The organism is Atribacteraceae bacterium (assembly GCA_035477455.1).
Classification (GTDB): domain Bacteria; phylum Atribacterota; class Atribacteria; order Atribacterales; family Atribacteraceae; genus DATIKP01.
In genome coordinates this window covers 1-26,739 of sequence record DATIKP010000065.1, presented here as the reverse complement: position 1 = coordinate 26,739, position 26,739 = coordinate 1, and the positions used below count along the sequence as shown (strand labels likewise).

At 57.2% G+C, this 26,739-nt stretch carries 24 protein-coding genes and 1 riboswitch; of the genes, 2 read left to right on the top strand and 22 right to left on the bottom strand.

Translation table 11 applies throughout. The annotated features are described in order from the left end of the window. Positions 1-149: 149 nt before the first annotated feature. From VLH40_04015 to VLH40_03980, 8 genes are all read right to left on the bottom strand, one after another. Complete coding sequence (locus tag VLH40_04015) at positions 150-1,766, bottom strand: hypothetical protein (protein HSV31174.1); 1,617 nt, start codon at positions 1,764-1,766, stop codon at positions 150-152. A 67-nt stretch (positions 1,767-1,833) separates the two neighbouring features. Then, positions 1,834-2,616 (bottom strand): hypothetical protein, encoded by a 783-nt coding sequence (locus VLH40_04010; GenBank protein HSV31173.1) that lies wholly within the window; start codon positions 2,614-2,616, stop codon positions 1,834-1,836. Positions 2,617-2,619: 3 nt separating this feature from the next. After that, the gene (locus VLH40_04005) at positions 2,620-3,810 is read right to left on the bottom strand and encodes a hypothetical protein (GenBank protein HSV31172.1); all 1,191 of its coding nucleotides are present in this window, start codon (positions 3,808-3,810) and stop codon (positions 2,620-2,622) included. A 345-nt stretch (positions 3,811-4,155) separates the two neighbouring features. Continuing rightward, positions 4,156-4,908, bottom strand: a complete 753-nt coding sequence (locus VLH40_04000; GenBank protein ID HSV31171.1) for a hypothetical protein — start codon at positions 4,906-4,908, stop codon at positions 4,156-4,158. 105 nt (positions 4,909-5,013) lie between these two features. After that, the gene (locus tag VLH40_03995) at positions 5,014-5,817 is read right to left on the bottom strand and encodes a hypothetical protein (protein HSV31170.1); all 804 of its coding nucleotides are present in this window, start codon (positions 5,815-5,817) and stop codon (positions 5,014-5,016) included. Positions 5,818-6,113: 296 nt separating this feature from the next. Then, the gene (gene larB / locus VLH40_03990) at positions 6,114-6,905 is read right to left on the bottom strand and encodes a nickel pincer cofactor biosynthesis protein LarB (GenBank protein ID HSV31169.1); all 792 of its coding nucleotides are present in this window, start codon (positions 6,903-6,905) and stop codon (positions 6,114-6,116) included. A gap of 306 nt (positions 6,906-7,211) precedes the next feature. Continuing rightward, positions 7,212-7,895 (bottom strand): transposase, encoded by a 684-nt coding sequence (locus tag VLH40_03985; GenBank protein HSV31168.1) that lies wholly within the window; start codon positions 7,893-7,895, stop codon positions 7,212-7,214. Between the two features lie 133 nt (positions 7,896-8,028). Beyond that, positions 8,029-8,763 carry a hypothetical protein gene (locus tag VLH40_03980; protein ID HSV31167.1) on the bottom strand — a complete coding sequence of 245 codons (735 nt, stop codon included), beginning with the start codon at positions 8,761-8,763 and terminating at the stop codon, positions 8,029-8,031. Between the two features lie 511 nt (positions 8,764-9,274). Between VLH40_03980 and VLH40_03975 the strand changes: the two genes are divergently transcribed. After that, on the top strand, positions 9,275-9,406 hold the full coding sequence (locus VLH40_03975; protein HSV31166.1) for a hypothetical protein: 132 nt from the start codon (positions 9,275-9,277) through the stop codon (positions 9,404-9,406). Between the two features lie 236 nt (positions 9,407-9,642). Further along, complete coding sequence (gene amaP / locus VLH40_03970) at positions 9,643-10,197, top strand: alkaline shock response membrane anchor protein AmaP (GenBank protein ID HSV31165.1); 555 nt, start codon at positions 9,643-9,645, stop codon at positions 10,195-10,197. On the opposite strand, the gene VLH40_03965 is transcribed toward amaP, so the two are convergent. The 14 genes from VLH40_03965 to VLH40_03900 form a co-directional block, all read right to left on the bottom strand. Next, positions 10,165-10,779, bottom strand: a complete 615-nt coding sequence (locus VLH40_03965; GenBank protein HSV31164.1) for an isoprenylcysteine carboxylmethyltransferase family protein — start codon at positions 10,777-10,779, stop codon at positions 10,165-10,167. The genes amaP and VLH40_03965 overlap by 33 nt on opposite strands. Before the next feature lie 21 nt (positions 10,780-10,800). After that, complete coding sequence (locus VLH40_03960) at positions 10,801-11,790, bottom strand: AIR synthase family protein (protein HSV31163.1); 990 nt, start codon at positions 11,788-11,790, stop codon at positions 10,801-10,803. Then, the gene (locus tag VLH40_03955) at positions 11,738-12,199 is read right to left on the bottom strand and encodes a polymer-forming cytoskeletal protein (protein ID HSV31162.1); all 462 of its coding nucleotides are present in this window, start codon (positions 12,197-12,199) and stop codon (positions 11,738-11,740) included. The genes VLH40_03960 and VLH40_03955 overlap by 53 nt, the downstream gene beginning before the upstream one ends. 101 nt (positions 12,200-12,300) lie before the next feature. After that, positions 12,301-13,998 (bottom strand): S-layer homology domain-containing protein, encoded by a 1,698-nt coding sequence (locus VLH40_03950; GenBank protein HSV31161.1) that lies wholly within the window; start codon positions 13,996-13,998, stop codon positions 12,301-12,303. Positions 13,999-14,365: 367 nt separating this feature from the next. Further along, a complete protein-coding gene (locus VLH40_03945) occupies positions 14,366-15,628 on the bottom strand; it encodes a clostripain-related cysteine peptidase (GenBank protein HSV31160.1) in 1,263 nt (420 codons plus the stop codon). A gap of 215 nt (positions 15,629-15,843) precedes the next feature. Then, the gene (locus VLH40_03940) at positions 15,844-16,416 is read right to left on the bottom strand and encodes a hypothetical protein (protein ID HSV31159.1); all 573 of its coding nucleotides are present in this window, start codon (positions 16,414-16,416) and stop codon (positions 15,844-15,846) included. Position 16,417: 1 nt separating this feature from the next. After that, positions 16,418-18,526 carry a hypothetical protein gene (locus VLH40_03935; GenBank protein ID HSV31158.1) on the bottom strand — a complete coding sequence of 703 codons (2,109 nt, stop codon included), beginning with the start codon at positions 18,524-18,526 and terminating at the stop codon, positions 16,418-16,420. A gap of 6 nt (positions 18,527-18,532) precedes the next feature. Beyond that, the gene (locus VLH40_03930) at positions 18,533-19,249 is read right to left on the bottom strand and encodes a hypothetical protein (GenBank protein ID HSV31157.1); all 717 of its coding nucleotides are present in this window, start codon (positions 19,247-19,249) and stop codon (positions 18,533-18,535) included. A gap of 91 nt (positions 19,250-19,340) precedes the next feature. Continuing rightward, positions 19,341-20,855 (bottom strand): hypothetical protein, encoded by a 1,515-nt coding sequence (locus VLH40_03925; GenBank protein HSV31156.1) that lies wholly within the window; start codon positions 20,853-20,855, stop codon positions 19,341-19,343. Between the two features lie 89 nt (positions 20,856-20,944). After that, positions 20,945-22,486 (bottom strand): hypothetical protein, encoded by a 1,542-nt coding sequence (locus VLH40_03920; GenBank protein HSV31155.1) that lies wholly within the window; start codon positions 22,484-22,486, stop codon positions 20,945-20,947. A gap of 428 nt (positions 22,487-22,914) precedes the next feature. Further along, complete coding sequence (locus VLH40_03915) at positions 22,915-24,183, bottom strand: ABC transporter ATP-binding protein (protein ID HSV31154.1); 1,269 nt, start codon at positions 24,181-24,183, stop codon at positions 22,915-22,917. After that, a complete protein-coding gene (locus VLH40_03910) occupies positions 24,177-25,250 on the bottom strand; it encodes an iron ABC transporter permease (protein HSV31153.1) in 1,074 nt (357 codons plus the stop codon). Before VLH40_03910 ends, VLH40_03915 begins: the two co-directional genes overlap by 7 nt. Next, complete coding sequence (locus tag VLH40_03905; protein HSV31152.1) at positions 25,192-26,115, bottom strand: helical backbone metal receptor; 924 nt, start codon at positions 26,113-26,115, stop codon at positions 25,192-25,194. Before VLH40_03905 ends, VLH40_03910 begins: the two co-directional genes overlap by 59 nt. A gap of 111 nt (positions 26,116-26,226) precedes the next feature. Beyond that, positions 26,227-26,404: riboswitch (cobalamin riboswitch) on the bottom strand. Between the two features lie 148 nt (positions 26,405-26,552). Next, positions 26,553-26,739, bottom strand: a 187-nt coding sequence (locus tag VLH40_03900) for a DUF401 family protein (GenBank protein ID HSV31151.1), incomplete at its 5' end; no start/stop codon positions are given.

The following is a 26,739-nucleotide window of genomic DNA, read 5'->3' as shown; positions in this document are numbered from 1 at the left end:
CGGGCGTTGCCCCGTGACGTTAGGTGATAAACGGCTCCGGGGTATACAAGGCGTAAGGGTCGCGTCATGGTGTAGGTACCCTGCCAGAAAATAAGTTATATTTCAAGACCTGACCCCTTTTATTCAAGACCCCTCTTATTCTCCTTCAATTACCGCTCCACTGCGAATTGGTCGAATTCGTCGGCTTCGTCAAAGAGGGTCTCGGGCAGACCTTCCTGGTCAAAGCCGATCAATTCCACGCTGAGAAAAAAGGTTCGATCAGGCTCCCACCAGGACGCTTCGACCATAACACATTCTTCGATTTTGTGCCGGATAAAATAACGGCTACTTTGCCAGTCATCATCTGCAAAAGAATAGACACCTTCCACACCCAGGGAATAATCATCGATTCCCAGGCCGATGCCGGCGGTGATCCGCGCGAAATCCCCGGTCAGGAAATCGTAATGACCGCGGAACCTGAGGAAGCTCCGGTCCAGGTCTCCATAGGTCAGATCGAGTTGTAATTCGCTGGTGTCCTGGGGATCGAAAAAGAAAAACGTTTCCCCGTCGACATTGGCCAAGCGGTAACGGATTCCGGCGCTAAAGTCTTCGGTGAAGGCCTTCTCCGCCCAGACTGTCCCGCCGAGCACGCGGGCGCCCGGGAGATCGGTAAGACCAATAGTTTGGTAAAAGGCTTCCCCGCCGTACCCCTCCCCGGACCAACCGGCCAGAAAAAAAAAGTCTTCCCGCCAGGCGCTGACCGCTGAAGTCGTGAAATGACCGATGGACGCGGCTCCTCGAATATAAAAGTCGCCGGCGAATTCGTGTCGGTAGGAAATGAAGAATTGGGGACTTCGGGAGAGTCGCTCTTCGCCGATGCGCTCGTTTTCATACGTGAGGAGCCCCAGGGAAAGCGAGTCGTTCATGAACCGGACATATCCTCCATAACTGGACTCGTCTTCCTGCCAATAATCATAAAAAACCCTGGCTTCCAAATTGGGGAAAGCAGCGCTGATATCGACCCCCAATCGGGTATCCTGGCGGGTGGCCAGATCGAGCTGGGCCTGCAACAGCAACTCGTTGGTCAGGTGGTACTGGTAGGAGAAATCGATGAAATACCCGCGGGACTGTTCATAACCGACTTGCGGGAGCAGCCGGGCTCCCCCGACGCCCAGCGTCCGGGACCAGGTGGGAATCCAAAACACCCGGGTATCCCGGATATACAGGCCAAGGCCCTCGATGACCAGGCGCTCCTGGGGATAAATGGTCACCCTCTGCGCCCGGACACTGTAAAAGGGCCGCTCCTTTTTACACCCGGTCACCAAAAGATCTTCTCCCCACCACTGGTCTTTGGAGACCTCGATCCGGGCTCCCCGAAAATACAGGTTCCCGGTATCGGTCATGCGGTAGAGGAGTTGGGAATGCTTGAACCAACCGGAGCGGGCGGCAAAATTATAGTACAGCCCTTCCCCGCTTACCAGGTGTTCACCGAAGCGGGCACTCACCGGGCCGGGAACAAACAGCTCCGAAGTTCCGATAAGAAAGATCGCTTCTTCGGTGGTCAGCATGCCTTCGTCCCAGTGGACTTCCACCCCTCCAGCGGCGCGGATTTCATCCCGGACCTCGTCATACAGGACTTCGGCCGCATTGATGCGTACTCCTCCGCCGGCAGCCAGCCCCTTCCCGGTGAGCAGAGCAAACAAGAGCAATAGCATAACCGTTGTCAGCGCGCTCCCGCGCCTGATCACTCGGTATCTTATTCGCTCATCGGTGCCGGTTCGCCCCATGAAACTCTCCCGCGGCTCTCGCTTCACTGGCCCACCGGCCGTTCCCTCTTCCCGGCGGGTCTTGCTTCTACAGTTTGTCCTGGAGTTGCCGAATCTGGCTTTTGGTCTCTTCGATCATCTGTTCAATGGAGAGCTGCTGTTCTTCAAGCTTCCGCCGGTCAGCTTCCAAACGCATAACCCGCTCTTCCAATCGGATAATCTCCTCTTCCAGGACCGGTCGCCACTCTGCTCTCTCGAAATCGGGCGGCAGATACGGATTGTCCCAGGTCAGGCGGATTTCTTCGCCGATGTACTGGGGATCGATCGTGAGCCGGCTGAAGCGAAGGGTCAGGGACTGGGTTTCCGGGGTGACGATGGGATTGCCGTCGTCGTCGAAGCGGCGGAAATAGACTTTCCCTGTGGCCTGGTCGTGAATGCGTTCTTCGAATGCAAAAGGGTATTCCACCGGCTCATACCGGTTACCCCGGTCGTCCTCCAGCCAGGTATTCCGGGCGAACTGAAGGGGGTATAACGGCGCACCTTTGAGCTTACGAAGCGTAACCTCGAAGACCAGGTACCGGTTTAACCGTTCCCGCTGAAGGAATGTCCGGTGGTAGGCCAGTTCTTCTTCGGCAGACAAAAGGTTTTCGTTTCCATACTTAGCCACCCAGGCCTTAACCACCTCTTCGCTCCAGTACAGCGCGTTCACGGAAAAGGTGCCTCCCCGCGCCCGCTCGAACCGGGTCCACTTACCCACCGTATCCTGGTAAATCTGGTCATAATCGACGCGGGCTAGGCCCGGGAGAGCCGCTACCAGCAACGTGAGAACGATCAGAAGTATTCCAGCGGTTAATTTACGCTTAATTCCCATGTCTTATTTTCTCCCCCATTCCTCAAATGGTCTGATTTCAATCTCTACCTCCGGGTGCTCCCCGGGTAACTGTTCCGGCGTGACGAGAGGCTCTTCTTCGATCGGCGTGACGGGAGGCGCCTCTTCGATCGGCGTGACGGGAGCCTCTTCGATCCCGGTATCCCAAATTGGCTCTGCCCAGCGTCCCGGATCTTCCGCTTCGTCAAGTTGGGTCGGGAAAAAGCGTTCCGGGATATAAGGGTCCGGCCCAGCCGCCGGCTGCCGGAAGGCACCGTGCTCCAACTGACCGCCGACGGTGACCGGTTCGGAGACCTCGATGAAAAATTCGGCTCCCTGCTCCAACACCGCTGGTTCACCGTGAATGAAGAAGCCAGCCACCGCGCCTATCGGGCCGAATATCGCCAGACCGGCGATTGACGCGCCTACCGCGTAGACCAAAGATTCATTTTCCTGAATGGCCCGGGCGCCGAGCTCAACCGGCACCGGTGTTCCGTCAACTCCCGGTACGTACCCGAAATCGACGTTGATGCGTCCGGGTATACCGAAGTTTCCCTTCCGCCGGAGCGTCTCGATCCGCCCCTCGCCGGCAGTATCCCGGGCGATGACTAAAACCCCGCCAATCACTACATCTTCGACCACCCGAAAGGGTACCGGATCCCCCACATTACTCCGCTCCGAATGGAGGGTCGTTTCGACGACGATCTTCAGGAGTGTTTCTTCGGGAACCGATATCGAAAAGGCGGTAATCTGCAAAGGATCGACAACCGTCCGGAACAGCTTATCCACCCGCACACCTATCGGACCCTCAGTCACAAAACCAAAAACGGTCCGCTCCAGTTCCTCCAGTTCGGCGAAGAGAATCCCCCGGACCCCGAGCTGGGTATCCAAGGCCATCCGGATCGACTTGATCTTAAACTCCAGTGAAGGCTCATCGGCCGTCCCGATCAGCACAAAAACCCGTAATCGATCCACCCGGTCCATCAATGTCCCGGAGAGCGTATCTCCGATCAGGTCCCGCTCCACCGTTTCCACCCGTTGAAGCACGCTCCCCGTTCCGGGCATCCCGTAGAGAATCTGTTCGACGTCTGCGAGTGTCTCCACCAGGGGGGATACAGCCTGATCCTGGGCAACGACGGGAACCGTAAAACAGACAACCAGTGCCAGAATGATCCCGATGAAAAAGCCTTTTTTCATAATTCCTCACTCCCATGGTCAGACGGTGAGGAGTAAGCACCCACCATCTCTTGTTCTCCAACGCCGGGATAAATTCCAGAAACATCCCGGTCGTTATATTATATAAACCAAGTTACCAGCGAGCCCTATTATACCTTATAAGGCTCCCGTTTCGATACCTTTTTGTTTCTCCTCCCCTATGTACCTAAGGGTTATCATCGGAAAATGAATGGTGATCTCTTCATCTCCTCCTCGCTAACTATGTCGGACGTGTCTACCGGTTGACTGCCAGGATGGGGAGAGGGGTGAAAGAGGAGTTCGGTGACCAGGATGAGAAAGGCGGCGGATTACCGGTGTTCGTCCGCGTCAGTCCCCTCCCACCGGACACCACTCGATGGGTTCAGGACCGTCAGGACAGGGAACTTCACAGCAACCCACTCCCCCGAAACTGCAGGATTCCGGGCAGAGATAGCCCGCCCCATCGGCATAGGCGAAACTCCCCCGGTACGACCACAGCACCTGGTCGGCATGGGTGGTTTCGGTGGTCATCCCGGCCCCTTGCATCCCGGCAATCAGGCGTTCGTAATCGGCGAAGCTGCACAACAAGCCGTAGAAGAATAGCGCTGGATACGTCCGGCGGATGTTCTCCGGCCAGAAAGAACCGTCGTCGACCACCAGGACCGAAAGGCGGATGACCCGGTTCCCGACCTGCTCCACGGTATGGACGAAGGCCGGAAGGGAATAGGACAAGACCTCCTGCTCCATCCCGGTGGCCTCGTCGACCCAGGGAAGAGCCCGGCGGACGAGGACCCCCCAGTGAGCGGGCCGGTCGTCCAAAAGGGTAATGTCTTCATCGAAAGTGATGAGGATCCGAAAATGGGTTCCCAGGTAATCCGGGTCCCAGGGGTACGTCCCCCATTGGGTTTTTGTCGGATATATAACGCTCTGGAACGAAGCGGGACATTCATCCACCGGCAGAGGGGGAGTGGGGATGGGAAAGGGAGTGGGAGTGGGAGTGGGAAGGGGAACATCCCGGGAAGGCGAGGAGAGACACCCGGAAAAAACGAGAACGGTTACCACCGCCCAAATCAGTACCGGAACCAACCGCCGATGCGTCAAATGCCCATCTCCTCCCCTATTCTGCGAATAAAGCTCCCCCACCCGGGGAGCCCGCAGGCGGGGTTCTCTCCCGGTAGAAAGCGGCAAGCTTACGAGCTTGGTTTCCTATGGACAGAGGAACTCTCCCTCCACCACTGCGCACCACGCCGCCGGTGGGGGGGTGGCAGGATAGGCCTCGCAGCAGGATGTATCCCTGATATCGTGCAGCGCAAGACAAGGCATTCCAGTCTCGTCGGCCACGGGAACGGACCTGCCGACATACCGCCAGGTAATCCGGTCGGCGTAGATCGGGGACTGGACCAGGTAACGATCCATCCAGAATGTGTCACCCGGCCCCGCTGTCCCATACCCCGCATTGCGGTTGGCCGCGGCCAGGTAATCTTCATAAGAGAATACATCGCAGATCAGCCCGTAAAAATAATATTCCTCCCCGGCGACTCCCCCGGCGACTCCCAAAGCCAGCTCCCGCGCCTGGACCCGCAGGCGGACCGAATTGGTCCCGAACTGTTCCACCCGGACGATCCGCACCTCTTCCGTCTCGCTCAGCAGGGGTCCGGCCTCGGACCGGTAACTTCGTTCGTGAGGAGTCCCCAGGATTCCACCCCGGCGGAATTGCACCAGTCGTTCGACATCCACCTCCCAGGAGCGGGGGTCGTTGTCCAGCAGGGTGATCGGCTGGTTGAAGATGATGATCACGTCAAAAGAAGGCAGCAAGGCCCCCTCGGCGGCGGGGTCGTATTCGGACCCCGCTTTCCCATAGCCTGAGAAGACGGCGCTCACCACCGTTTGAAAACTCGCGGGGCACCCTCCGATGATCGGCCGAGCCGTCTCCGGGGTTTGAGGGGAAGGAGTCGACGGAGGTACCGGTGCACATCCGGAAAGAACTCCTGATATAAAAACGATCGTCAATAAAAGCCACCCCAACGCGGGGAAGTGGGCCCTCATAGTCCGCAAACCTCTCAGTTCAAGGGTGATTTTGTTCTTCTATCCACTAATACGCAGGGCGGCGCGGATTGTTTCTATTTGGTCATCAAGCATATCCTCTTAAGCATGCGCTTGGTGATTACGAAGTAGGAGTGGACTCTGCAAGGACAGCGTGCGGTGGTCGTTCCGGACTTTTCCGGGGTTGACGGGGGAGTTCCTTCCTCGCTTCTTCTCTGAGAACGTGACCAGGCTGACTGGGGAACTCCCTCCTGGTTTTCCATTTATCCTGAGCGGTACCTGGCGATCCGGTTGGCCACCAGCGCGGCGAAGGCGGCCGCTCCGAAACCGTTGTCGATATTGACCACGGCCAGGCCCGGAGAGCAGGATTGCAGCATGGTCAGAAGAGGCGCCAGGCCCCTGTCGCCTATCCCGTAGCCCACCGCTGAAGGAACGCCGATTACCGGCAGATCGACCAGTCCTCTGACGGTGATCGGCAACACCGCGTCCATGCCGGCCACTACGATGAGGATATCCACATCCGCTTGCAACAGCACTTCCAACGCTTCCAGGGTCCTCTGTAGACCAGCGATACCGACATCGTACGCGGTAAACACGGTACAGCCCAGCTCCCTGGCGAAGACCCGCGCCTCTTCCGCTATGGAGAGATCGGCGGTGCCCGCCGCCAGCACGCCTATTCTTCCCCCGCTTTCGGCCGGGATAAAATCGTGCTTCCTGACGATGACCAGCCGTGCGTCGACATGGACCTCGGCGGCAAAGCCCCGGGGAACCTTTTGAGCCAACTTTTCCGCCAGCGCCGGGTGAACCTTGCTGGCTATGGCCCGGCCCTGTTCAAGCGCCATATCGAACAACAACTTCTCCACCCACTCGTCCTTTTTGCCCAGCGCCAATATCACTTCGGGAAGGCCGGTTCGGGCGGCACGGTTCAGATCCAGCCGGGCCAATTTATCCACTAACTTAAGCTTCAAAGTGTCAAACGCGGCCTTTTCCAGTCCGGTTTGGGCCTCTTCCAGTGAAATCAGGCCCTTTTGCAGCTTTTCAAGGATCTCCCTCATCTGTTTCCTTTCTGGCCCGGCTCTCCGCCGCTCTTGCCCGAGACAGCCTCTCCGGAAGGTATCTCACCAGCGAAGACAATCTTACCTGCGCCGCGGGAACAAGCGAAATCCCGGTGACCTGGCGAGGATCAGAAGCGAGCCGGCTCCACCGGTCATACTGACCACCTTGCCATGCCTGTCAACCAGTCTATTATACCTGATCTCCCTTTCCCAATATACGCTACCCGCAAGCTACCGGAGTTGCTGAATAAAAGGGGTCAGGTCTTGAAAAGCTACATTTTCTTCTCCATCTTCTGTACTATATTGCTAACGGTCGTGTAATGAATGCCAAGGGAATCGGCTATTTCTTTCAAGGTATACCCGTATTTCAGTAAACCTCTCCACAAATCCTTTGCCTCCCAGTAATACCTGTCCCTCAAGCTCTTCCCAGGGGGATGTTCCATGGATGCCTGCTCGGACAAAGGTTCGGTAGTGTTCCCGGGCGACTTTCCGGTTGGTCCCGAACAGGCCAAGAATCCAATCCACAAAGAGGTATTCCGGTACCTTCGCAAGGCCCGCTGTGGATTGATAGCTCCCCCATTGCCACTGTTCCGGAAGCTCTACCCAGCGAGCCCGTACCGGATTGAGCACCACGTAGCGGCAGAGCTCCAGGAGGTAGTTCTCCTTGTCCACCAGTATGGCCTTGTATCGTCCCTGGAACAGGTGGCCCGGTTTCCCATGCTTTCGGTTGCATCTTTGGGTATAGATACCGTTGAGCTGGCGCATACCCTGACAGAGATTGGCCTCCGGTGTTTCTACCAGGAGATGGTAATGATTGTCCATCAGGCAGTAGGCATGACAGAGCCAGTGGTATCGCTTGACCACCAGGGCCAGGATATCTGTAAAGGTTTCCCTGTCCAGGTCCTCCCGGTAAATATTCCCCCGGGCGTTGCCCCGTGACGTTAGGTGATAAACGGCTCCGGGGTATACAAGGCGTAAGGGTCGCGTCATGGTGTAGGTACCCTGCCAGGAAATAAGTTATATTTCAAGACCTGACCCCTTTTATTCGGCACCCATAAAAAAAGCCCGGGGGGATACCCCGGGCTTCAGTAACACAGTAGTTCTGTCCGGTACTCTTACCTTACTAACAGACCTCACCTATTGGGCACCAGTCAATTGGTTCCGGGCACTCCGGGCACACTACGCAGCAGGCGTCGCCTTTGATGTCACACAGACCAGCACAGAGTTCACCGTCTGCGTCGGCTACCGGGAAGCCAGTCCCGGCATATTCCCAGAATACCTGATCAGCCCAGATGTCGGCATGAGCGGTGTAGATGGGAGGATTCGGTAGAGGATCCGCAGGATCCCATCCAGCATTCAGGTTTGCCAGTCTCAGGTATAAGGCATAAGATGCCTCATCGCAAATCAACCCACAGAACCACCAACCAGGATCAGGGCCGAACCCCGCTTCTAGCCACGGTTGCTGCTCTACTGTTGCTCTAATCCGGATTGAACTACTACCAAATTGCTCAACCGCGGTTACGGTAGCGGGAATATCAAAGACTTCCTCGGTATATGCCACGCCCCCGGAATAGAACGAAATCAGGCGATCAACCTGTACCAGCCAGTTAGTTTCGATGTCATCCATGAGGATTATTTCTTTGTCAAAGGTGATGATTATTTCAATTCCGCCAAGGGGGCAAGCTACATCACCGTAGACAGCCTCGACTACTGTCGACGCAACCGCCGTTGTCCACGTCGTCGGGCACTTATCCACCGGCGGCGGGGGGGGGTCGGGGTCGGGGTCGGAGCCGGGGTCGGCACGCAGCCCGTCACCGCGAAAAGAGCGACCAAAGACGCTACCGCTATGAGAAGCCAAAGACTCTTTTTCATGTGGTTTTAAACCTCCTTCTGTTTGTGTGAAATGCGCACGTCAATCACGCCAAAAGCAAGAGAACCGCATGGGAACAGGCCGCTGACCCCTGGGGGGGGTGGTCGAGCTTTCCAATGTTTCGCTCCACCGGACCTGCCGGGTGCCTCCCCACTTTTCCCGAACCGGCGACTCTGGGTATGTTTTGGTCCCGGCCCATCCCCCTTCGACCAGGGGGGGAAAAGGATTTGGCGCCCTTCTCCTTCTTGAATCCAATTATATAGTACGCGAGAGAAAAATGAAAGTTTCAGGGGGAAGAAAAAAAGAAAATATTGCGCATGGATTGTACCACAGAAAGATGGGGGTCGGGCAGGACCGGCAAGCGAGGTATCTATAACCGGAGGATTTATCCATGAATCCTCCCTACACAATGGCATGAGAGAAACATCGCTATCTCTATTTGCGGTGGAAAGCCAAATTGGATACAATAGTCAATATAGTGAAGGGTGGAGGGTATAGGGTGGAGATTGAATGGAAATACGACATCATCGCGGTGACCGATAGCGGCAGTATTCGTGGTGGATGTAAAAAGCGGCTACAACCGGATACAGTTTTTGCGGGACAGAGCGAAATCAACATCGCAGATGCTTGAATTCAAGGATGAGTTGAGCCGCTGGTCTGGGCATACTGGCCATTTCGATGGGCGGCGATTATCTACAGTTCGTCAATGGTGAGGAAGTATTCAAGTGACGCCTACCGATGAAGGTCTCTATTCATAAACATGGTCAGGGGACCATGTCCAGGAAAAATTTGTGGCCGTAACGGCCAACAATCAGTGTCAGCGAGTAACTCATCAGGAAAGCATGAAATTACCGGGAGGTGAAATACATGATATTTTGGGGAAAGCTGTTCGCCTTGATCTTGGCCCTACTGGTTTTGATCGTCGCCGGGTTTTTCTCTGTGGTCGTTCTGCGGTTCATCAGCGCTTTGGCCATCCAGCGGTGGATCGTTTCCTGCGTGCTGTTTTTCACCCGTCACTGGCTGTACCAGGCTTTCGGGCTCCTCATCGCCGCGGCCCTGGTGTTTGTCGGTCTAATCCTCCTGCGCTTCCTATTGCACCGGCCCGACCGTTCGGTCCTCTACCACACCCCGCAAGGAGATATCAAGATCTCGTACAACTCCATAAAGGCCCTGGCCCGGGACGTCCTGAAGAACAATCCGGACATCCTGACTCTGGAACCGGAAGTGGAAAAAACGGGGAACAGCGCCTGGCTTAACCTCAGAATGACGGTCAAGTCCAGCGTCTCCGTGACCGATTTCTCACCGATGGTTCAGAGTAAAGTTCGGGAGGCCATCGAACGGCATACCGGGATTACCCTGAAAGACGTGAAGCTGTTCATCGACTTGCGTTCAGAAGAGAACCCGATCCACGAAGGCGCGTAACCCGGTGAAACTTCGTAGATAAAACGCCCCGACGATGAGAGCTATGGTCGCGAAGGTATGTACTTCCTTTTTCGGGATCACCAGCCAGGAAAAGGACCCCCGCCTCCTGGGATAAGGAGTCCGGCGGGGGAGGATCCGGGGAACGGAGGCGGCGTACTGCCGGTACTCCCCTGGAAAGCGTCGGGCCAGGTAGGACTCCTCCTCGCGGATGATGCGCCCATAGAGGAGGACATAGACCACACAAAAGAGGAGGAGAATCCACCAGACGCCGGTTAACAGGGCGATGCCGCACCCGATCACGGCATTGGCAAGATACAAGGGATTGCGCACGTAGGCATACGGCCCTCCGGTGACCAGAGCCTTGGCTTCCCGCATCGGCCCCCGGTAATTCCGGATGTAGCCGACACCCCAGATCCGTAGCGCCTCACCGGCGCATATCAGCCCAGTCCCACAGACAAAAAGAACCGGATTCCCCCGGGTCACGCAAAAGGCGAACAGGCCTACCCCTCCCCAAATGATACCGCGGTAGGGAAAGAGGAGCGGGGTACACTCCCTGGTTTTTGTCATTGCTTCTTTCTCCATAATTCATTGCTCCCCTGTAAATTATTTTATCCTCCAGAATTCATCCAGAGGACAGGTGGTCACAGGCTCTATCGTTCCGTTCCGGCGCCGGATGGTGCAGCAGGCGGGGTCGGACTCCACGGTTCCGATACGGGCAGCGGGTATGCCGGCCTGATGGAGGTCCTGAATGAGAGGCTGGGAAGCGGGGGTGAAAATGAGGAGTGTCCCCGAGGAGAGAAGCTTAAGAGGATCGAGGTCGAAGGCCCGGCCGATCCGTCCGGTCAGGGGATGAATTGGAACAGCGTCTTCCCGCAATGTAAAGCCGAGTTTTTGGCCGGCACAGACTTCCCACACCGCTCCCACCACTCCGCCCTCGGTGGCGTCATGCAGGCAGTGAATATCGTGCTCAGCCGCGATCCGGCCTTCCGGTAACACACTCAGATGCTCGAACAACTCCCGGGCTCGCGCAATCTCTTCCGGTCTCATCGACCGGCTGAGTTCCCTTGCCCGGTTTTCGGCCAAAAGCGCGGTGCCCTCAATGCCGGCTGTTTTGGTCATGACGATCTCATCTGCCGGTTGTAGCTTCGTCACATCCGGATACCGGGACTTCATCAGCCGCCCCAGTCCCGTACACTGAATCAGGGGCCGGTTGACTATATCGGAAATTTCCGTATGCCCTCCTGCTACAGTGATGGCGAGGGTCTTGGCCGTCTTGTCGATTTCCCGCATCGTTTGCTCGATCGCCGCAACGTTCCCAGGGGGGGGAAAGATCAGGCTGACCAGGATGGCGACCGGTTCGGCCCCAGAGGCCGCCAGGTCATTGGCTACCAGGTGGACCGCCAGTGCGCCGGCCCGGTTGGTCACTCCCGTAATTGGGTCACAGGTGGCGCTGACCAGGAAACCGTCAAAATCGAGCACACCGCAATCCCGGCCGAGGTGCGACCCGACAATGAGTTCTTCCCGCGGTGCACCCCGGTAGTCAATGAGCCTTTGTAGTTCCTGAGGGCGCAATTTCCCGAATGTCGCAGGCATAACCATTCGTCCCCTTTTCTACGATGAGTTTTCCCTTACAGGCGGCACCGGTTTCGGTAAAGAGCGATTCCGTCCTGACCTCTCCTTCCAGCAGGCTTCCCTCCGCCAAATACAGGAAAGCGGTGGTGGCTTGTCCCCGAAAATGACCTTCCACATACAGGCAGTGGGTTTTGATCTCGGCAGTCACCAGGGAACCCCGAGCGATGACGACCATCGGGGCGCGTACGGTGCCCTGGCATCTCCCTTCGATCCGCACCAATCCCTCGGCCTCAATCACTCCGGAATACAGCGTCCCGGCGGGAAATACCGCCTCAATGGGATGGCGGGCAAGGAAGGTATAAATCCTTTCACTCTTAAAACGGAATTGCAGGGTGTCCCGGCAAGCGGAAAGCCTCTCGGTCCAGTTCATGTTGATGAAGATTGTACCATAGAAGGGTTGAAAAAGCTTGCGACCATAAAAAAGCCCCGGGAGGATTCTCCCGGGGCTTCAGGTGGTGAGGTGAATCCGCCTTAGAAGCTGACGCTAAGTTCAGCTTCGAGAGTGCCGGCGGTGTCTTCGATGAACTCGTCGTCTTCATTCCAGGTATTGAATTCATACCCGAGAGTCAGAGCGGTGTTTTCCGCCATCTCCCATTCCAGTTCGGCCAAGGCGCTCCAGACAGCGGCGCCGGTCGAATCATAACGGCCTTCCAGGGTCAGGGTGGTCTTCTCTTCGATCCATCCGTATTCCAGTCTTCCCCAAGCCATAATGCGGCCGGTGTCGCCTTCGTACTGACCCTTCGCGCTCAAGAACGCTTCGTTGTTTTCATCGTCGACATCGAGCGGGTAATTGAGGTACTCACCGCTCACGACGAACGATGCCGCCAAAAGATCATAGGTAACTTCAACTTCGAGCTTTTCGTCGGGAACCGCGTCAGCCGGGACAAAGGTGATCGTTCCGGTCAGTTCCGAGGTGGTGATGAGGCCCGGGGTTACGAGAGAAGTCCCATAGGCGTACTCAAGACCGATTGTCCACAGGTCATCGTCCGGTTCGTCTCCGGCGATACCATAGTCGGCGCCCACGGTGACCAGAAGTTCATCTTCCGCGACTTCAAAAGCACTTGGTCCGTCGGGAAGCGCCGGAGTAAAGCCCGCGGTCAGGTACTGCCCCTCTACGGTGATAGTGACATCATCACTGGCTCTCAGCGAGAGCTCCGCCGCCACACCATAGCTGGCGGACAGGACGCCGTAGGCCCCTTCCACTGCCAGCTTGACGTCGGAATCATCAAAATCGGTCCAGCCGTACGCGCTCACGACGATATCAGAGACTCCCTCTTCAAAGAAAAGGTCGCTTTCCGGAAGAAGGGCCACGCCGAATGCGATCTGCTCCCACTCCAACCGCAGGGAGTAGAATTCATTAAGCGTCCCCAGGGCCCGCCAGGTGATGTCGTCGTCTTCCGGCGCGTATACCACATGGAAACCTTCGAATTCCAGGTCATAGTCGTCTGCGTCAAAATCACCGAGCACCAAGCCCAGGTCAAGCTTGTCGATCTTAATATCACCGACCCTGACATACCATTCGTCCTTCTGGTATTCGATGTAGAAATCTTCGGCGGTAACCACGGTTCCGTCCCCGCCGAGGGTGTCTTCAACGACTAGCTGCACCCCGGCGGTGGTGTAGTCGTTGATAGTCGCCGCCAGGTTCAGTTCGGTGACGTCCACAAAAGTCGCCTCGACTTTACCCGCCGCTTCGTCGATGGGCATGAAGGCGGTATAGGTCGCGGTGAATTCACCGGTAATTTTCAACGGTTCGGCGTATTTCTCGAGTTCCGCCACTCGGGCATCCATCGCCTGAAGAGCCTGACTGTGCTCTCCGACCACCCGCCGCACGTCTTCCACGGTGAGACCGAGATTGCGGAGTTCGTTGGCGAATTCCTGGATCAATCGCTCCAGAATGGCGATGTCTTCCAAGGTGGCCAGACCGGCTTCATCCACATACCGTTCCATGTAGCCGATAGCCCGGGCGATGGCCATAGAGAACTCGTACCGGGTCAGCGCCCGGTGCCCGCCGAAGGTTCCGTCGGGATAGCCGATGACGACCCCTCTGGCCGCCAGGCTCTGTACCGCGTCATAGGCCCAGTGGTTCAGAGGCACATCGACAAACGGGTTGGCCAGCGCCGGCAGGGCGAAAGCGACAACCAAAACAAACGCTAAAATGAGCTTTTTCATGTGTGTAACCTCCTCGGTAGCTTGATGGTGTTTCGTCTATCCTGCCGCAAGCTTCCCCCGGGAGCACCATCGAGAGTGTCCAAGTTTCCTCTCTTCCGTCCTCCAAAGGATTCTTCCGGCATTCGTCACCCACCCCCCGCTTCGGTATTACTTCGTAACCGCCCTCACCTCCTTTTTCCAGGCTTCCGAAGCGCGGAATGGTTCCGTCCAGTCGTTCCGCTACCAGATCCAGGCACTCTCATAAAAGGAAGGCCCGAATCCCTATGGATAACTATACGATACTTTCTTGTCTTTTGCTACAGGTTTGGCCTGGGGAAAAAAATATTTTTTCCCCAGGCTGATTTTGCGGGGTTAAAAACCCGCCTGTTCAGCTACCCCGCCCCGTAGTCGCCGGCGCCCCGTAGTCGCCGGCGCCCCTCCGCCCTATCCCCAAGTATCTTAACATATCGTCCCAAGCCGTGTCCCGGGCAAAGGCAAGTTGATCATACCCAAGGTGATAGACTCTGTAAGGAAAATAAATGCTGATCCCCTGGGCTCTCCCGGCCAGAAAACCCCCGGCCCGGTTGTAGAAGACGGCCGCCTGGGCTTGGGCCAGAGCCTCCTGGGCCGCCACCCGGACCTGGGGATTGGTGATCCGCTCATCACCCAAGATCAGGATCAGAAAATCGATCAGATCAATATAATCGTAATCCCCCTGGAAAAAAACCGCGGTGTTTCCGACATCGACGTACACCGACCGGGACGTCCACCGGTCGGTCACCACCTCCCGGGCGAAACGGTCGAGCGCCTGGGCCAGGCTGCCGATCCGGCCAAGATCGATCACCGATTGGGTGACGGGAGCATAGGCGAAATAAGCTAAATAGGTGTCCGCCGCCGCCTGAGCCAGTGCAAACCCGTCCAACGCCGGATCGGCGATCAGGCGGGAGAGCCAGCCCTGGTAGTCCAATCCCTCAGGCGGTACGTTATCCTGGGAAGCGACCATGACCCGGGCATAGGGCCGGACCTCGTAGGCGACCTCTACCAGGTTCATCAGGCAGGCGTCAAGACTCAAAAATTCCAAGGGACCCCTGGTGTAGGTGGTAGCCTGGGAAAGCGCCCAACCCAGTTCCGGAATGGTGATGGAATCCCGGAAGGCAGAGTCGTCAAAGGAGATGTTGCGCGCCACTTCCTTGAAACCGCTGCCGTGGCTCCAGACCACGAGGGCGTAGTGGCGGGCCGGAAACCGTTCGGTCGCAAAGCGGACGAAATCGACGAGGGTGACGGGGTCACCCATGTTCACCTCGCCTAATTCCTGGAGAACCGGCGAGGAGACGGCGGTCAGATAGGACTGATGCGGGGTTCGCATTACATGATAGCGTTTGGCTGGTCCAGTGTAAGTGTCAAACTGAACCACGATGTTGACCCGGGAAGTGGAACCGACCATCTCCATCTCCCGGAGATCCTCCCAGCCGAACCTTTCCAGGTCGTTATCCGCGCTGAGAAAGACCATGACGGTCCAGTCGCCGCCCCGGCCGTCGGGACGGGGGGGCATGACCCCGGGGGTGCAGCCGGCGGCGATGACCAGAACGAGGGTGAGAATACCCCGGAGGGCCCAAGCTAACAGATGGCGATTCACGCGCTTCTTTACCACGTTCCTTTCACCTGCTTTCTCTTATTATAACAGTGATTCTACTGCAATAAGTAATTTTGCTGCAAAAGAACGAAGGAAGCCGGGGCCTGAGCCGCCTAAATCAGCCACCGAAACCACCGCATTTTCGCAGCGAAAAGGCCAAGGACGGCCTTTTCAGCATCACTGCAACTTTACTCACTTCCCATATCCGCTCTTTTTCTTTGGAAGTTCGGAAGTTAAAACCCGATCCGGGGCTCCACCCGGCTGAGAGAGGAGGCCGGTTCTCCGGGATCTCCGGCGATATCGGTCCAGGGGCGGGGAAAAAAGTCGGTGGCCGTCCGGAGATTACGGAATTCCCGCAGATAGCTTTCCGGGGACCCCCCCCAGTCGGTTACCACCACCATAACCTGGATATCGGCCGGGTTTTCCAGATCGGCAAGACTTAAGGTAATCCGGAGTTGAGCAAGATCGATGACCGCGCCCTCCCGGAAGAATTCCTCCCTCCCGTCCGGTCTGGTCAGGAAAAACTGGTTGTCCTCAAAGCGGACCACATAAAAGCCCCGGCCCGGCCAGGTCCGGGGATCGGTATCCGGGCCGCTGAGGGGATCACCGTCGGTGTCGACGGCGAACCAATATATAAAATCGGGGTCAACTGCTGCCTCGAAAAAAGCGTCCAGAATCAGGGAATCGCCCGGGTCGCCCCAGGGGGGCTGTTCTCCGCGGGCGCAACCGGCCACCGCGAGGACCACCGCGAGGGCCACCGCGAGAAGAGCGATGCTCAGAACGGTCAGGATTGGTCGTTTACTCACGTTATCCGCCTCCCAGGATGAATTTTTCGGTGGGAAAGGCTTTAATGCTGTACTCCAGCCAGAAGGTCTCCCGGTCGTTGTCGTAGACCAGGCTGATTTCCCGGCAGTGAAGGTCTCGAGTGATCCCCACCTGGATTCCCGAAACCCGGCCGGCCAGGAGATTCCAGTTTCCGTCGAACTCCAGGCGCCATTCCGGGGTCACTGCGATGGAAGCGCCAAACCCCAGAGTCAAGCCGGTCCATTCCCCATTGTCGAAATCATAGGATCCCCGGAGCAATAGGCTGTTCTTCTCATCGAAATCGTAACCCATGAAAACCGACCCTTCCAGGTAATCCTCAGCGAGGAAATCATACCCGGTATCCATACCGATCCGCCAGGGGCCGGACCGGTAGTTGAGGGTCACTCCCAGGGCGTCCGTACGTCGGGTGGTAAAGTCGAAACGAAAAGGAGTAGCCCCGTCGAAATCCCGCCGGTGATAGTTGAGTGAAACGTCCAGGCCGGGGGCGAGACGGTGGTCCAGCCGGAGCCCTCCCGCCCAGATGTAGCGGGCGAAATCATTCCCGTAAAAATCCTGCTCGAAGCGGAAATTGGACACCAGCGTCGTCCAGGGTCCCAGGGTGCTGCGTCCCTCCATGTCCAACCAGAGCCGGAGCCGGTCTTCGATCACCCCGGTTTCCTCTTCCCAGTAATGCCCGTAAATCAAGCCGGTTCGGTAAAGGAAATCCGATTGGCCCAACCGGGTCTGCCGCTTCATTATCTCGAATTCCGGCATTCTGTAGACAAAGCGGCGGCCGGCCGGATCGATCCCGTAACTTCCCATATCCCCGTAGCTCTCATAACGCAGGATATAGGTATAATCCCCCTCGACCTTGCTCAGCGACAGAAGATAACGCAGCCTGTCGTCCCGGGAGGCCTCCCAGGCCGACAGGCGGGTATAGTCAAGCAGGATCGACCCGATCAACTGGTCACCAAAATCATAGGTGTAGAGGAGTCTGGAGAGCAACGAGTCCCGGCGGGCGACGAGGTCGGAATCGAAGGAGAGATCCCAGCGGGTGGTGCCACGGTCCCGGTCCTGGGTGATCGAGAGGCGGCCGGTATAATGGTCCTGAACTTCGCCGGGCACACCGCGGTAATCCAGGTTCGCGGCGAACACGGTATCCTCGGCGAGCTGCCGTTGGTATTGAACATGCCCGATCAGGGTGTCTTCGCCCTGGCGCCGGTCAGTGTAATAAAAATAGGCCTGGCCCCGCTCGTTGGCCGCATCCCCCTCGAGAAAATGCCGGATACCCAAGCCCCAGCCCCGCTTTTCCCACCAGTCGAGATACACGGTGCCGAAGGACTCGGGACTGACGAAGTAATTATAGAAAAAGTTCACGTAGAAGCCGTCGGCCGAGGTATGACCGACCATCGGCAGGAAGGGCAACTGCTCCCGGCGGTCGAGAAAGATCACGTAATGCGGAATGGAAATCAGGCGGGTATTGAAATCATGAAAGGACAGGTTGTGGAGAATGACCCTTTTCCCCGGATAGATTTCGATCCTGCGGGCTTCGATGTGGTAGTGGGGTTCGGCGAGGTCGCAGGTGGTCAAAAAGGCCCGGGTGATCTCCGATTTCTCCTCGGTGCGGACAACACTTTCCCCCCGAAAAAAGATGATCCCCTCGATCCCCCGGCCGGTGATATGGGAGGCCATGTCCTGGAAATACCACACTTCGCGGCCCCAGTCGTACCTGACCGTCCGGGAGAGAGATCCTTCCCGGCCTTCCCGGACCACCACATTACCCTCCGCTTCCAGTTCGTTACGCTCCAGGTCAATACGGATAATATCGGCCTGGAGCGTAAAGTCCCGGTAAGCGAGCTGGCCGTTGATCACCGTGATTTCGTCGAGGTCCGGATGGTAAATCAGCCGCTCTCCGGTGAGTTCAATCGCCGGCCTCCCGTCGGGGATTTCCAGGGTCATCGATCCCGGCACCGGGGGTACGGCGGCCTCCGGAAGAAGAACCTCCCCGGTGGACGGCGTTTCTTCGGGTGGAACCTGACCAAACACCCGGAGTACAGAAAAGCTCAAGGCAATGCCCAGAACCAGCCAGACAACGAGAACAAAGCGGAGCATAAAGGATCAATCCTCGATAATAAAGCGGGCGCGAATGATGTTTTCCGCTTCGAGCACTTCATCGGCGAGGTAATAGACGGCTCTCTCGGCCAGGATCTCCCGTTCCTGCTCGGTGATGATCACTTCTCCTTCGAACGCCATACGCTCCAAGGTTCCGGCTCCTTCGTCCGCCGGAAAGTAATGCACCCGCTGGGCGCTGATATTGACCTCCTTCCAGGTGATTTCCGCGGCCCCTTCGCTCCAGGCCTCCTCGGTATTTCCATCAAAGGAGATCTCCTGCGCCTTCCAGAATATGGTCGAGGTCCCTTCCTCTTCCTGGCGTTCTTTGGTCAGTTCCACGCCACCCTGGAAGAGGTAGAGTTCCGCGTCGAAATCACCGTCCATGGTCTCGGAACGGATCACGGTTGCTTCGCGGGTCACCACCACCCCCCCTCGGAACACGCCGGTGTTGGTCTCCAGGTTATACTCCATCTCCTGGGTTTCGATCAGGTTCTGCCCCTGAATGGCCCGCACGTTTCCAAGGGCTTCAAAGATATTTTTCAAAGAATCGTATCTGACCCGCTCGGCACGTTCCAGGACAACCTCGCGCACCGTTTCTCCGGCATCCGGTTCCCCGACGAAGACTTCCGCCGTCCCGTTTTCGGCCTCCTGGGCCCCCAAGAACGATGACATCAGCAATGAGATCAGCACGACGGCAACAGTCCAAAAGCTCTTTTTTCTCAAGGTTTTCCCTCCACTCTGGATAGCGATTCCCTATTCCCTGCTACGCAACAACCCGCCTGACCCATACATACCCGGTCCTTCCGACTTATACTTATTCCGTCCCTCCTGGCTCGATGCGATAGTCCAGGCGGTACTCGACGTTTCCAGTGATTTCACCGGGAACACCCGGGAAAAACCCTTCTTCTCCATCTTCTTCAAACTTTCCTTCGAAGGCGACGTTCATCCGGAACCCTTCGAAGAGTCCCTCTCCCCGCATGGACAAGCGGCCTCGGTAATAAATGATGCTCTCCAATCCCAGAGAATCGATCTTCCGAAAGGAGAGGATCGTCACCGGGCTTTGCAGGTCCAAATCCGAAAAAAGCCGGTAGCTTTCCCCTTCCCGGTAAGCGACAAGTTCGGCAAACGGCGTGCTGAAACCGATTTCTACAATACTCTCCGGAAGGATCTCTACCGGAATAACCCGCCATTCTTTCGCCAGCGCTTTCAGCGAAAAGCGGACCAACTCCACTCCGGGCGATTCATTCACCGGTCCCCAGAGGAAAGAATGTTCCTGGGGAAGGTAAATATTCAATTCCAAATCCTGAAAGCCTTCCCGGACTAAGTAACGGGGTACGCGGATTTTCCGGGAGAAGGTCAGGTCGATTTCCGCTTCGAACCGCTTCTCCAGCGCCTGGTGAAGGCGCAGGTTGAACGGCCGAACGGTCCCCGGAATCCGCTGTTCCCCAGATTTTTCGGCTCGGGAAACAATCGCCGGGCCTTCCTGGCGGCCGATGAGAACCGACGTTCTGGATAGCGGTTGGAGAGGCGTCCGCCAAACATACAATGGGGTCCGCCCCAGGAAACCCTGCTGGCTTTGAAATTCCAGAAAATAGAGATACCCTTCGAACTCTCCCGGTGTCGGGACCATCAACCAACCCCGGGTTTGATTGGGATCGCTCCACTTCCGGCGGAAATGGCGAGAACGAAAGGACCGGTAACACAAAGCCACCCCCCCCGGTTCCCGGGATTCCCATTCGCAGGTGAGCTGCTTACCCAGCCGGTCCGGCGCGCAATGAAAGGCGCGCAAAAGGCCGGAAGGGTCGAGCGTCGCGAGGCACGACGGAGCACACTTCGCGAACCGATGGTATTCAGCCAGGCTTTCAAGCCCCTGACCCGCTTTCCAGCACTCTTCGACGTTGTGCCTGAGCGTATGAAAGTCCTCCGCATCGAAGTCTGCCTCCTGGTCAGTCGTTTCCCCCTGAAAGACTTTCCGGAGCATATACAGGGCATAAGAGGTGGTCAGGCTGTCGAGGACCCCGATGTCTGTCTCGATCTCATCATCGACCGATATATACCCCAGGAGGATGAGTTTGCCGGCGAGGGAAATTTCCAGAAAATACCGCTCTCCGGCCGGGACCCGGACAAAAAACCCCCCGTCGTCGGAGGTCAACCCCCGACTGACCACATCCCGGCTGATCGGCAGGAAGACCTCCACCCGGGCATCGACCAGGGGGATCATCGATTCTTTCCGGTTGTCCTTATAAATGACCGAGATATATTCCCAGGGATTTTTCTGCACCAGAGGGGTATTTTCCGGAAGCAACGCTTTTCCCCGTACAAAGGCCATAGTGGTTTTCCGAACCTTTCCGGCAGGATGCTGGGCGAGAAAAAGCGCCCTCCCGGAGTGGTTCTCCGGAAGGGCGACACATTCCCCCGTTAAAAGACGATGATGATCCGCTGGACGCGCAGGACGGCATTGCGCGGTCCTTCCACCTCAAGGAGAAGGCGGTTTGTTTCGCTGACGAAATCCAAAGCGGAAAAGGTTATTTTCTCTTCCCGGTCCGGCTCCAGGAGCCTGGAAACAGGGGTGATATTGCCGATCCGGCGATTGTTCAAGCGCACGTTCAGTCTGGTGCGGGCTTCTCCCTGCACCCAAACGAACACCGCACCTTCTTCGGGAATTCCCCCAGGATTGAAGCTGAATGTGAGAGTGTCCCCCGGCGTCATTTCCAGAGCAGTCGCGCCGCTGGCCGCATAACCGGTAACCAGAGCCCCGGAATACTGCAAACCGGCTACGTTGTATACCGGACTTCTCCCACCGAAATCGACATAGAAAAGGGTAGCGGAGGGGGGAAGATGCCGGGCGGGCTCGATCGTCCCGAAAATGGTCTGAGAAACCGGGCCAAGGCCCGGCACCCCCCGGAACTCGGCGGTGACGGCGACATTGGTCCGGGAGGTAACGTTCGGGGGGCGATAGTTGATCAGCACCCGGCCGGTGGAATCGGTGACTGCCGACATGCGGTCGAAACTCCCCCAGTCGGCGCTCCAGAAGATTGTCCGCCCGTACACCGGATTTCCCGCCCCGTCCCGCAGGGTGGCGACCAGGCGGACGAGGTCCCCCGGTGCGGCGGTAAACGAGGTCGGCTCGATAAGGAGCCGGCTCGGCTGGTGACGAATTCTCACGTTGGCCGTCGACTGGGCCACGCTTGCCGATGACCACTGGTCTCCGGCAAAACGGACACTGATGGTGATCACCGATGAGCCACCGGTTGGCGGGGCAAAAAAGTCCACCCGGGCGACCCCGTTGGGTCCGGTCACCGAACGGAAGGTGGTGAGTGATCCATCGGTCACCGACCAGTCCAGGACCTTCCCCGGCAGGGGAAATCCCGAGACGTCCCGCAGAGTCGCGGTCATGGTTATCGAAGCGCCTTCGTCGATGGAAAAATTGACCGGGTCGAGGATGAGAGAAGTATCGGTGAACCGGCTGACGACTTCGTAATGAGTCCGGTTCACATGGAAACGTCCGAAGATGCGCCCGACTTGGTGCGGTTCCTGGATAAATCGCCCCAGTTGGCTGTCGTTCACTTCATCGGGAGTGAACAAGGCCACCAGGCTTTCCGTACCCGAAGGTCCGGAAATCGAATCGTTGAAGACCTGGTTCGATCCAGCGGGTATGAACTGGTTGCGGACCAACACCCGCACCCCACCGTCAGTCCGGTATTGGACCAGATTGATGTACCCGCCGCCCGTCGTCCGGTACCGGATGGTAATCGGATCACCTTCGTAATACTTGCCGCCTTCCCCCCGGTCCACCGATACACTGACCTGTGGCGAGCGGGGAATGCTGACATACACGTCGGGGGTCAGAGTAAAACGGAGAAAAAACCGGGGTTGAGCCGAGACAACCGCCGTCCCCAATCCCATACCACCGACCAAGAGCAGCAGGGTTAGCCAGATCATATATTTTTTCCAGTTCATGTCCAGTCCTCCCAATAAAAATGGTAAAAACCTCTCGATCAACCCCTTCCTCTGTAAGCAAAGGGGCCAAGGCAGAAAAGCGCCGGGGCTTAAAACCATATGAATGAAAACCCTTACGCGCTTCATCCCATCTTCATTTTTCATAAACACCACTGTCGGCCCCAACTGGCCGACTCCCCGGGAAAACCACCGTAGGCATCCGCCGAAAACCGTCACCGAGACTCTCTGTGCTATTATAGCACAAGGTCCCTGCCGGTTTCTCCGTTTTGCTGAAACCCTTCTGTTCAAGTGCCCCAAGGTTTGGGATACTTTCAATTATCCTTACCGGACCAACGAGTTCCCATCATTCGGAAACGGTTGAGGCGTAGAGGCGATGATGAAAACTTGATTTTGCAGCAAAATTATTTATTGCAGTGGAATCATGGTTGTTATCGATCAGTTTTCACCGCGTTGTCCAGAAATCGGTAGAGGGCCGACCGATCGTCAAAGACCCGGGCACCCCTTTCCACCAGTTGTCCGAGCGAGCATAGCGCAGATCCGCCGGTATAGTCCCAGGAAGGCTCCAGTGCCTGACTCAGGAGAAGAATCGTCCTTCCCTGTTTTTGTAAGTCCAGGACCATGGCGAGGTTCTCTTCGTTTCCCCGGCCCCAGTACGTGGGAACCACCAGGACAAAGAGCGCCTCTCCGGCAAGCGAGCCGGCCTGGGATATCGTCTCCGGACCAAAGGACGAAAACGGCTGAGCGGAAATCACCAGTAAACCCAGCCGTCGGGCCACCTCTTCATCGGTATCCAGGCGGTTTACGACCCCCACGCTTACTCGAAAACCGCGTTCGGTCAGCTCCCGCATGAACGGCGCGCCGCTCCCTCCGCCTGAAACCAGGTGGATGCGGGGGGCAGCGGTGTCCGGAACCACCCTTTCGCCCAAGGGCAAAAAGTACGGACGGCCGGTCAGAGAATGGGTTTCCACGAGAAATTCCACCTGCATCAAATCCTCCAAGTCCGGTCCGTTCATCACCTCGCTCACCAGGCCGGACTTGAGTATCGTCCCCTTTTTCAGGAGAAGCACCCGGGTTGCGAACTGAGACACCAGGTTCAGGTCGTGTAAAGCGGCCAGAATAGCTATGCCGCTTTTATTCAGGCCAGCGAGAATACCCATGATTTCAATCTGATGGAGGATATCCAGATGGCTGGTCGGTTCGTCCAGGAGGAGCAGGCGGGGTTCCTGGGCCAGTGCCCGGGCGATCATGACTCGTTGTTTTTCGCCGCCGGACAGCTCGTTGAAGGGCCGATCGGAAAAATGAGAGGTCGCGGTCAGACGCATCGCGGACTCCACCGCCTGGAAATCATCGTCGTTCTCCGCTTCTTTGTGCCTGCGGTGAGCAAAGCGACCCAGCATGACCACCTCAAAACAGGGAAGATCCAACCCCTGGGGAACATCCTGAAACACAATGGCCACGCGCCTGGACAGTTCCCGGCGGTCAAGACGGCCGAGATTCTCCCCGCCCAGTTGAACCGAACCCCCTTTCGGCTTTTCCAAGCCGGCCAGACAATGGAGAAGCGTGCTTTTCCCCGATCCGTTGGGCCCCAAAATCCCTATGAAATCTCCTTCCGACAGCGCAAAAGAGAGCCCATGGAGGACCGTCCGTCGGTTGTAGGCAAAGGTGAGGTTTTGTACCACAAGGTAGGGATTCACCATTTCCCCCGACCCCGGCGCAGCAGATACATGAAAAAAGGAACACCCAGGAGGCTGGTCACAATACCGACCGGGAGTTCCGAGGGATGAACGATCGTCCGCGACAGGGTATCGGCCCACAGGAGCACAATCCCACCGACCAGAGATGTGGCGGGCAACAGGCGCCGGTGATCCTGCCCAACCAGGAGGCGAACCAGATGGGGAATGACCAGTCCGATGAAGCCAATGACCCCGCTGACCGAGACACAGGCGGCAACCAGGAGGGAGCTGACCACCAGAAGGCGCTTTTTCACCCGTTCCGTTTCGACCCCGATGCTGGCCGCCACCCGTTCGCCCAACAAGAGAGCGTTCAGTTCCCGGGCATGGATAAGCAGAACGGGCACCGAAACGAGAAAAAGCGGCAGCACCATGCCCACGTCACGCCAACTCCGATTCCAGAATCCACCCATAAGCCAGAAGACCACCTGGTGCAGCTCTTCGCCGGATACGAACATACCCAAGGTAATCAGGGCCGAGAAAAAAAATCCGACCGCCATCCCGCTCAACAACATGGTGGACAACGGAAATTTCCGGCCGACCCGCCCCAGGGAAAAAACTAAAACAGCAGTCAAAAGGGCGAAAGAAAAGGCAAAAAGGGGGATGGTGAGGAGTCCGGCGACGGTGCCCGTCAGGATGGCCAAAACCGCCCCGAAGGCGGCTCCGGAACTGATGCCGAGCACATAGGGATCGACCAGGGGATTTTGGAACAGGCCCTGGAGTATCCCTCCACACAACGCCAGGCCGCTCCCGACCAGTCCCGCAAGAACGATCCGCGGCAAGCGTATTTCGAAAAGTATGATCCGCTCAAAACCAGTCAGGGCCGGATAACGGAATACCGACCCCACATCGGTCCACCGAAAACGTCCACCGCCCACGCCCAGAGCCAGCAATAAACTGGCGAGAAGCACGAGGAAAAGAAGCGCCAGAACGAGGCGGTCTCCCTTACGCCGCCCCCCGGTCATGGGAATGAGGTCATTCCGGCTCAGTCCAGACAGCTTCGCCGAATTCTTCCGGATAGAAGATCCGGGCAAACAGCTTAACCGCCTCGGCGACCCGGGGCCCGGGGCGGGAAACGATATCGGAATCGACCCGGTATACCCGGCCATCCCGAACCGCCCGTACTGGATGCAAGCGAGGATCGGTGGTCACAAAAAGAAATGGAAGGCTTTGTTCATCCCCATGGTCGTCGTCGACGGTGATGATCGAAGGGTTTCGCCGCAGGAGCTCTTCCAGATCCAGATTGGCGTACCCGGTGAGGTCGGCGGTCAGATTCCGGCCTCCCGCCATTTCGATAAACTGGTGCACGAAGGTATCCCCTCCCACCGTCCAGATCGGATCGTGCCAAATGATATGGAGAACATCCGGGCGCTGCTCCTCCGGTATCCCTTTGCTCCAGCCGGTTACATATTCAATCGCATCGGCTAGTTCCCTGATCCTGGCCGCTCCCTGCTCCGCGATTCCGGCGATTTGCGCGACCTGATCAATGGCCTCCAGGCTCTCCGTAACGGTCCCGGGATCCAGCACGAACACCGGAAAACCGAATGAAACCAGACGCTCGACCGCTTCGGGAGTGGTAAGTGAACCAGCCAGAATTAGGTCAGGCTGCAGCGCGACCACCCGTTCAAGATCGACATCGATCAAGGAGCCGATCCTTTCTTTCTCCCGGGCTTCGGCGGGATAGTTGCAGTATTCAGTCACCCCTAAAAGAAGCGGGTCGAGATCCAGAAAATACACGATCTCAGTGTTGGCCGGAGTCAGCGAAACGATCCGCTGGGCCGGATGTTCGAAAACAACCGTTCTACCCCACCCATCAGTCAGAGTCAAAGCCGCTCCGGCGGATAGGGTGAAAAGCAGGCAAAAAGCGAGGGCGAAACCAAGAATGCTCAGTGTACGCATAGTCATAACCCCTTTCTTTAGCTTATGCCAAAGAAAGAGGAGGGGGATCCGGGAGGGTACCCCATTCTCGTTGGCGGAACAAGAATCCCCCACCTCCTCTTTCCTCGAAGAGTGGCCGGGAATGCACCGGGCAGGTCTCCTGACTTCCGGGTCCTCGCGGGGAAACGCCTTCCCGGCTTGACGCCAGTGGATTTCGCTTCCCCACTCTCCGGTAACAGTGGCGGGACCGTGTCGGATTCGCACCGAACTTCCCTATTAAGACATCGTCACCCGATACACAACCGTGAGCATTATAGCATAAGGAAGGGGCCAGCTCAACGGGTTTATAAATCAAACCGCCTAACCTCTATGAACAGAAATCTCAACCAGGCCGGGGTCTGAAGGCAGTATTCCATCGCCTGTCATCGGCCACTGCTTGCTGTGCGCCAAGCACTGCTTTATTTACAGACAAGAAAGCGGATCCAGGCCAAAACCAGCACACCAGCAGCGGGGAAGAGCATTGTCCGGTACAAAGTAGCAAGGTCCGTCCGGAAATACCGGCAGGAAACCACCCGACACAGGTGGGCGGGAGAAAAGGTGAGGTGATTCTCGCCCAAACCATGCAGGAAAACTAGTGTCCGGGAC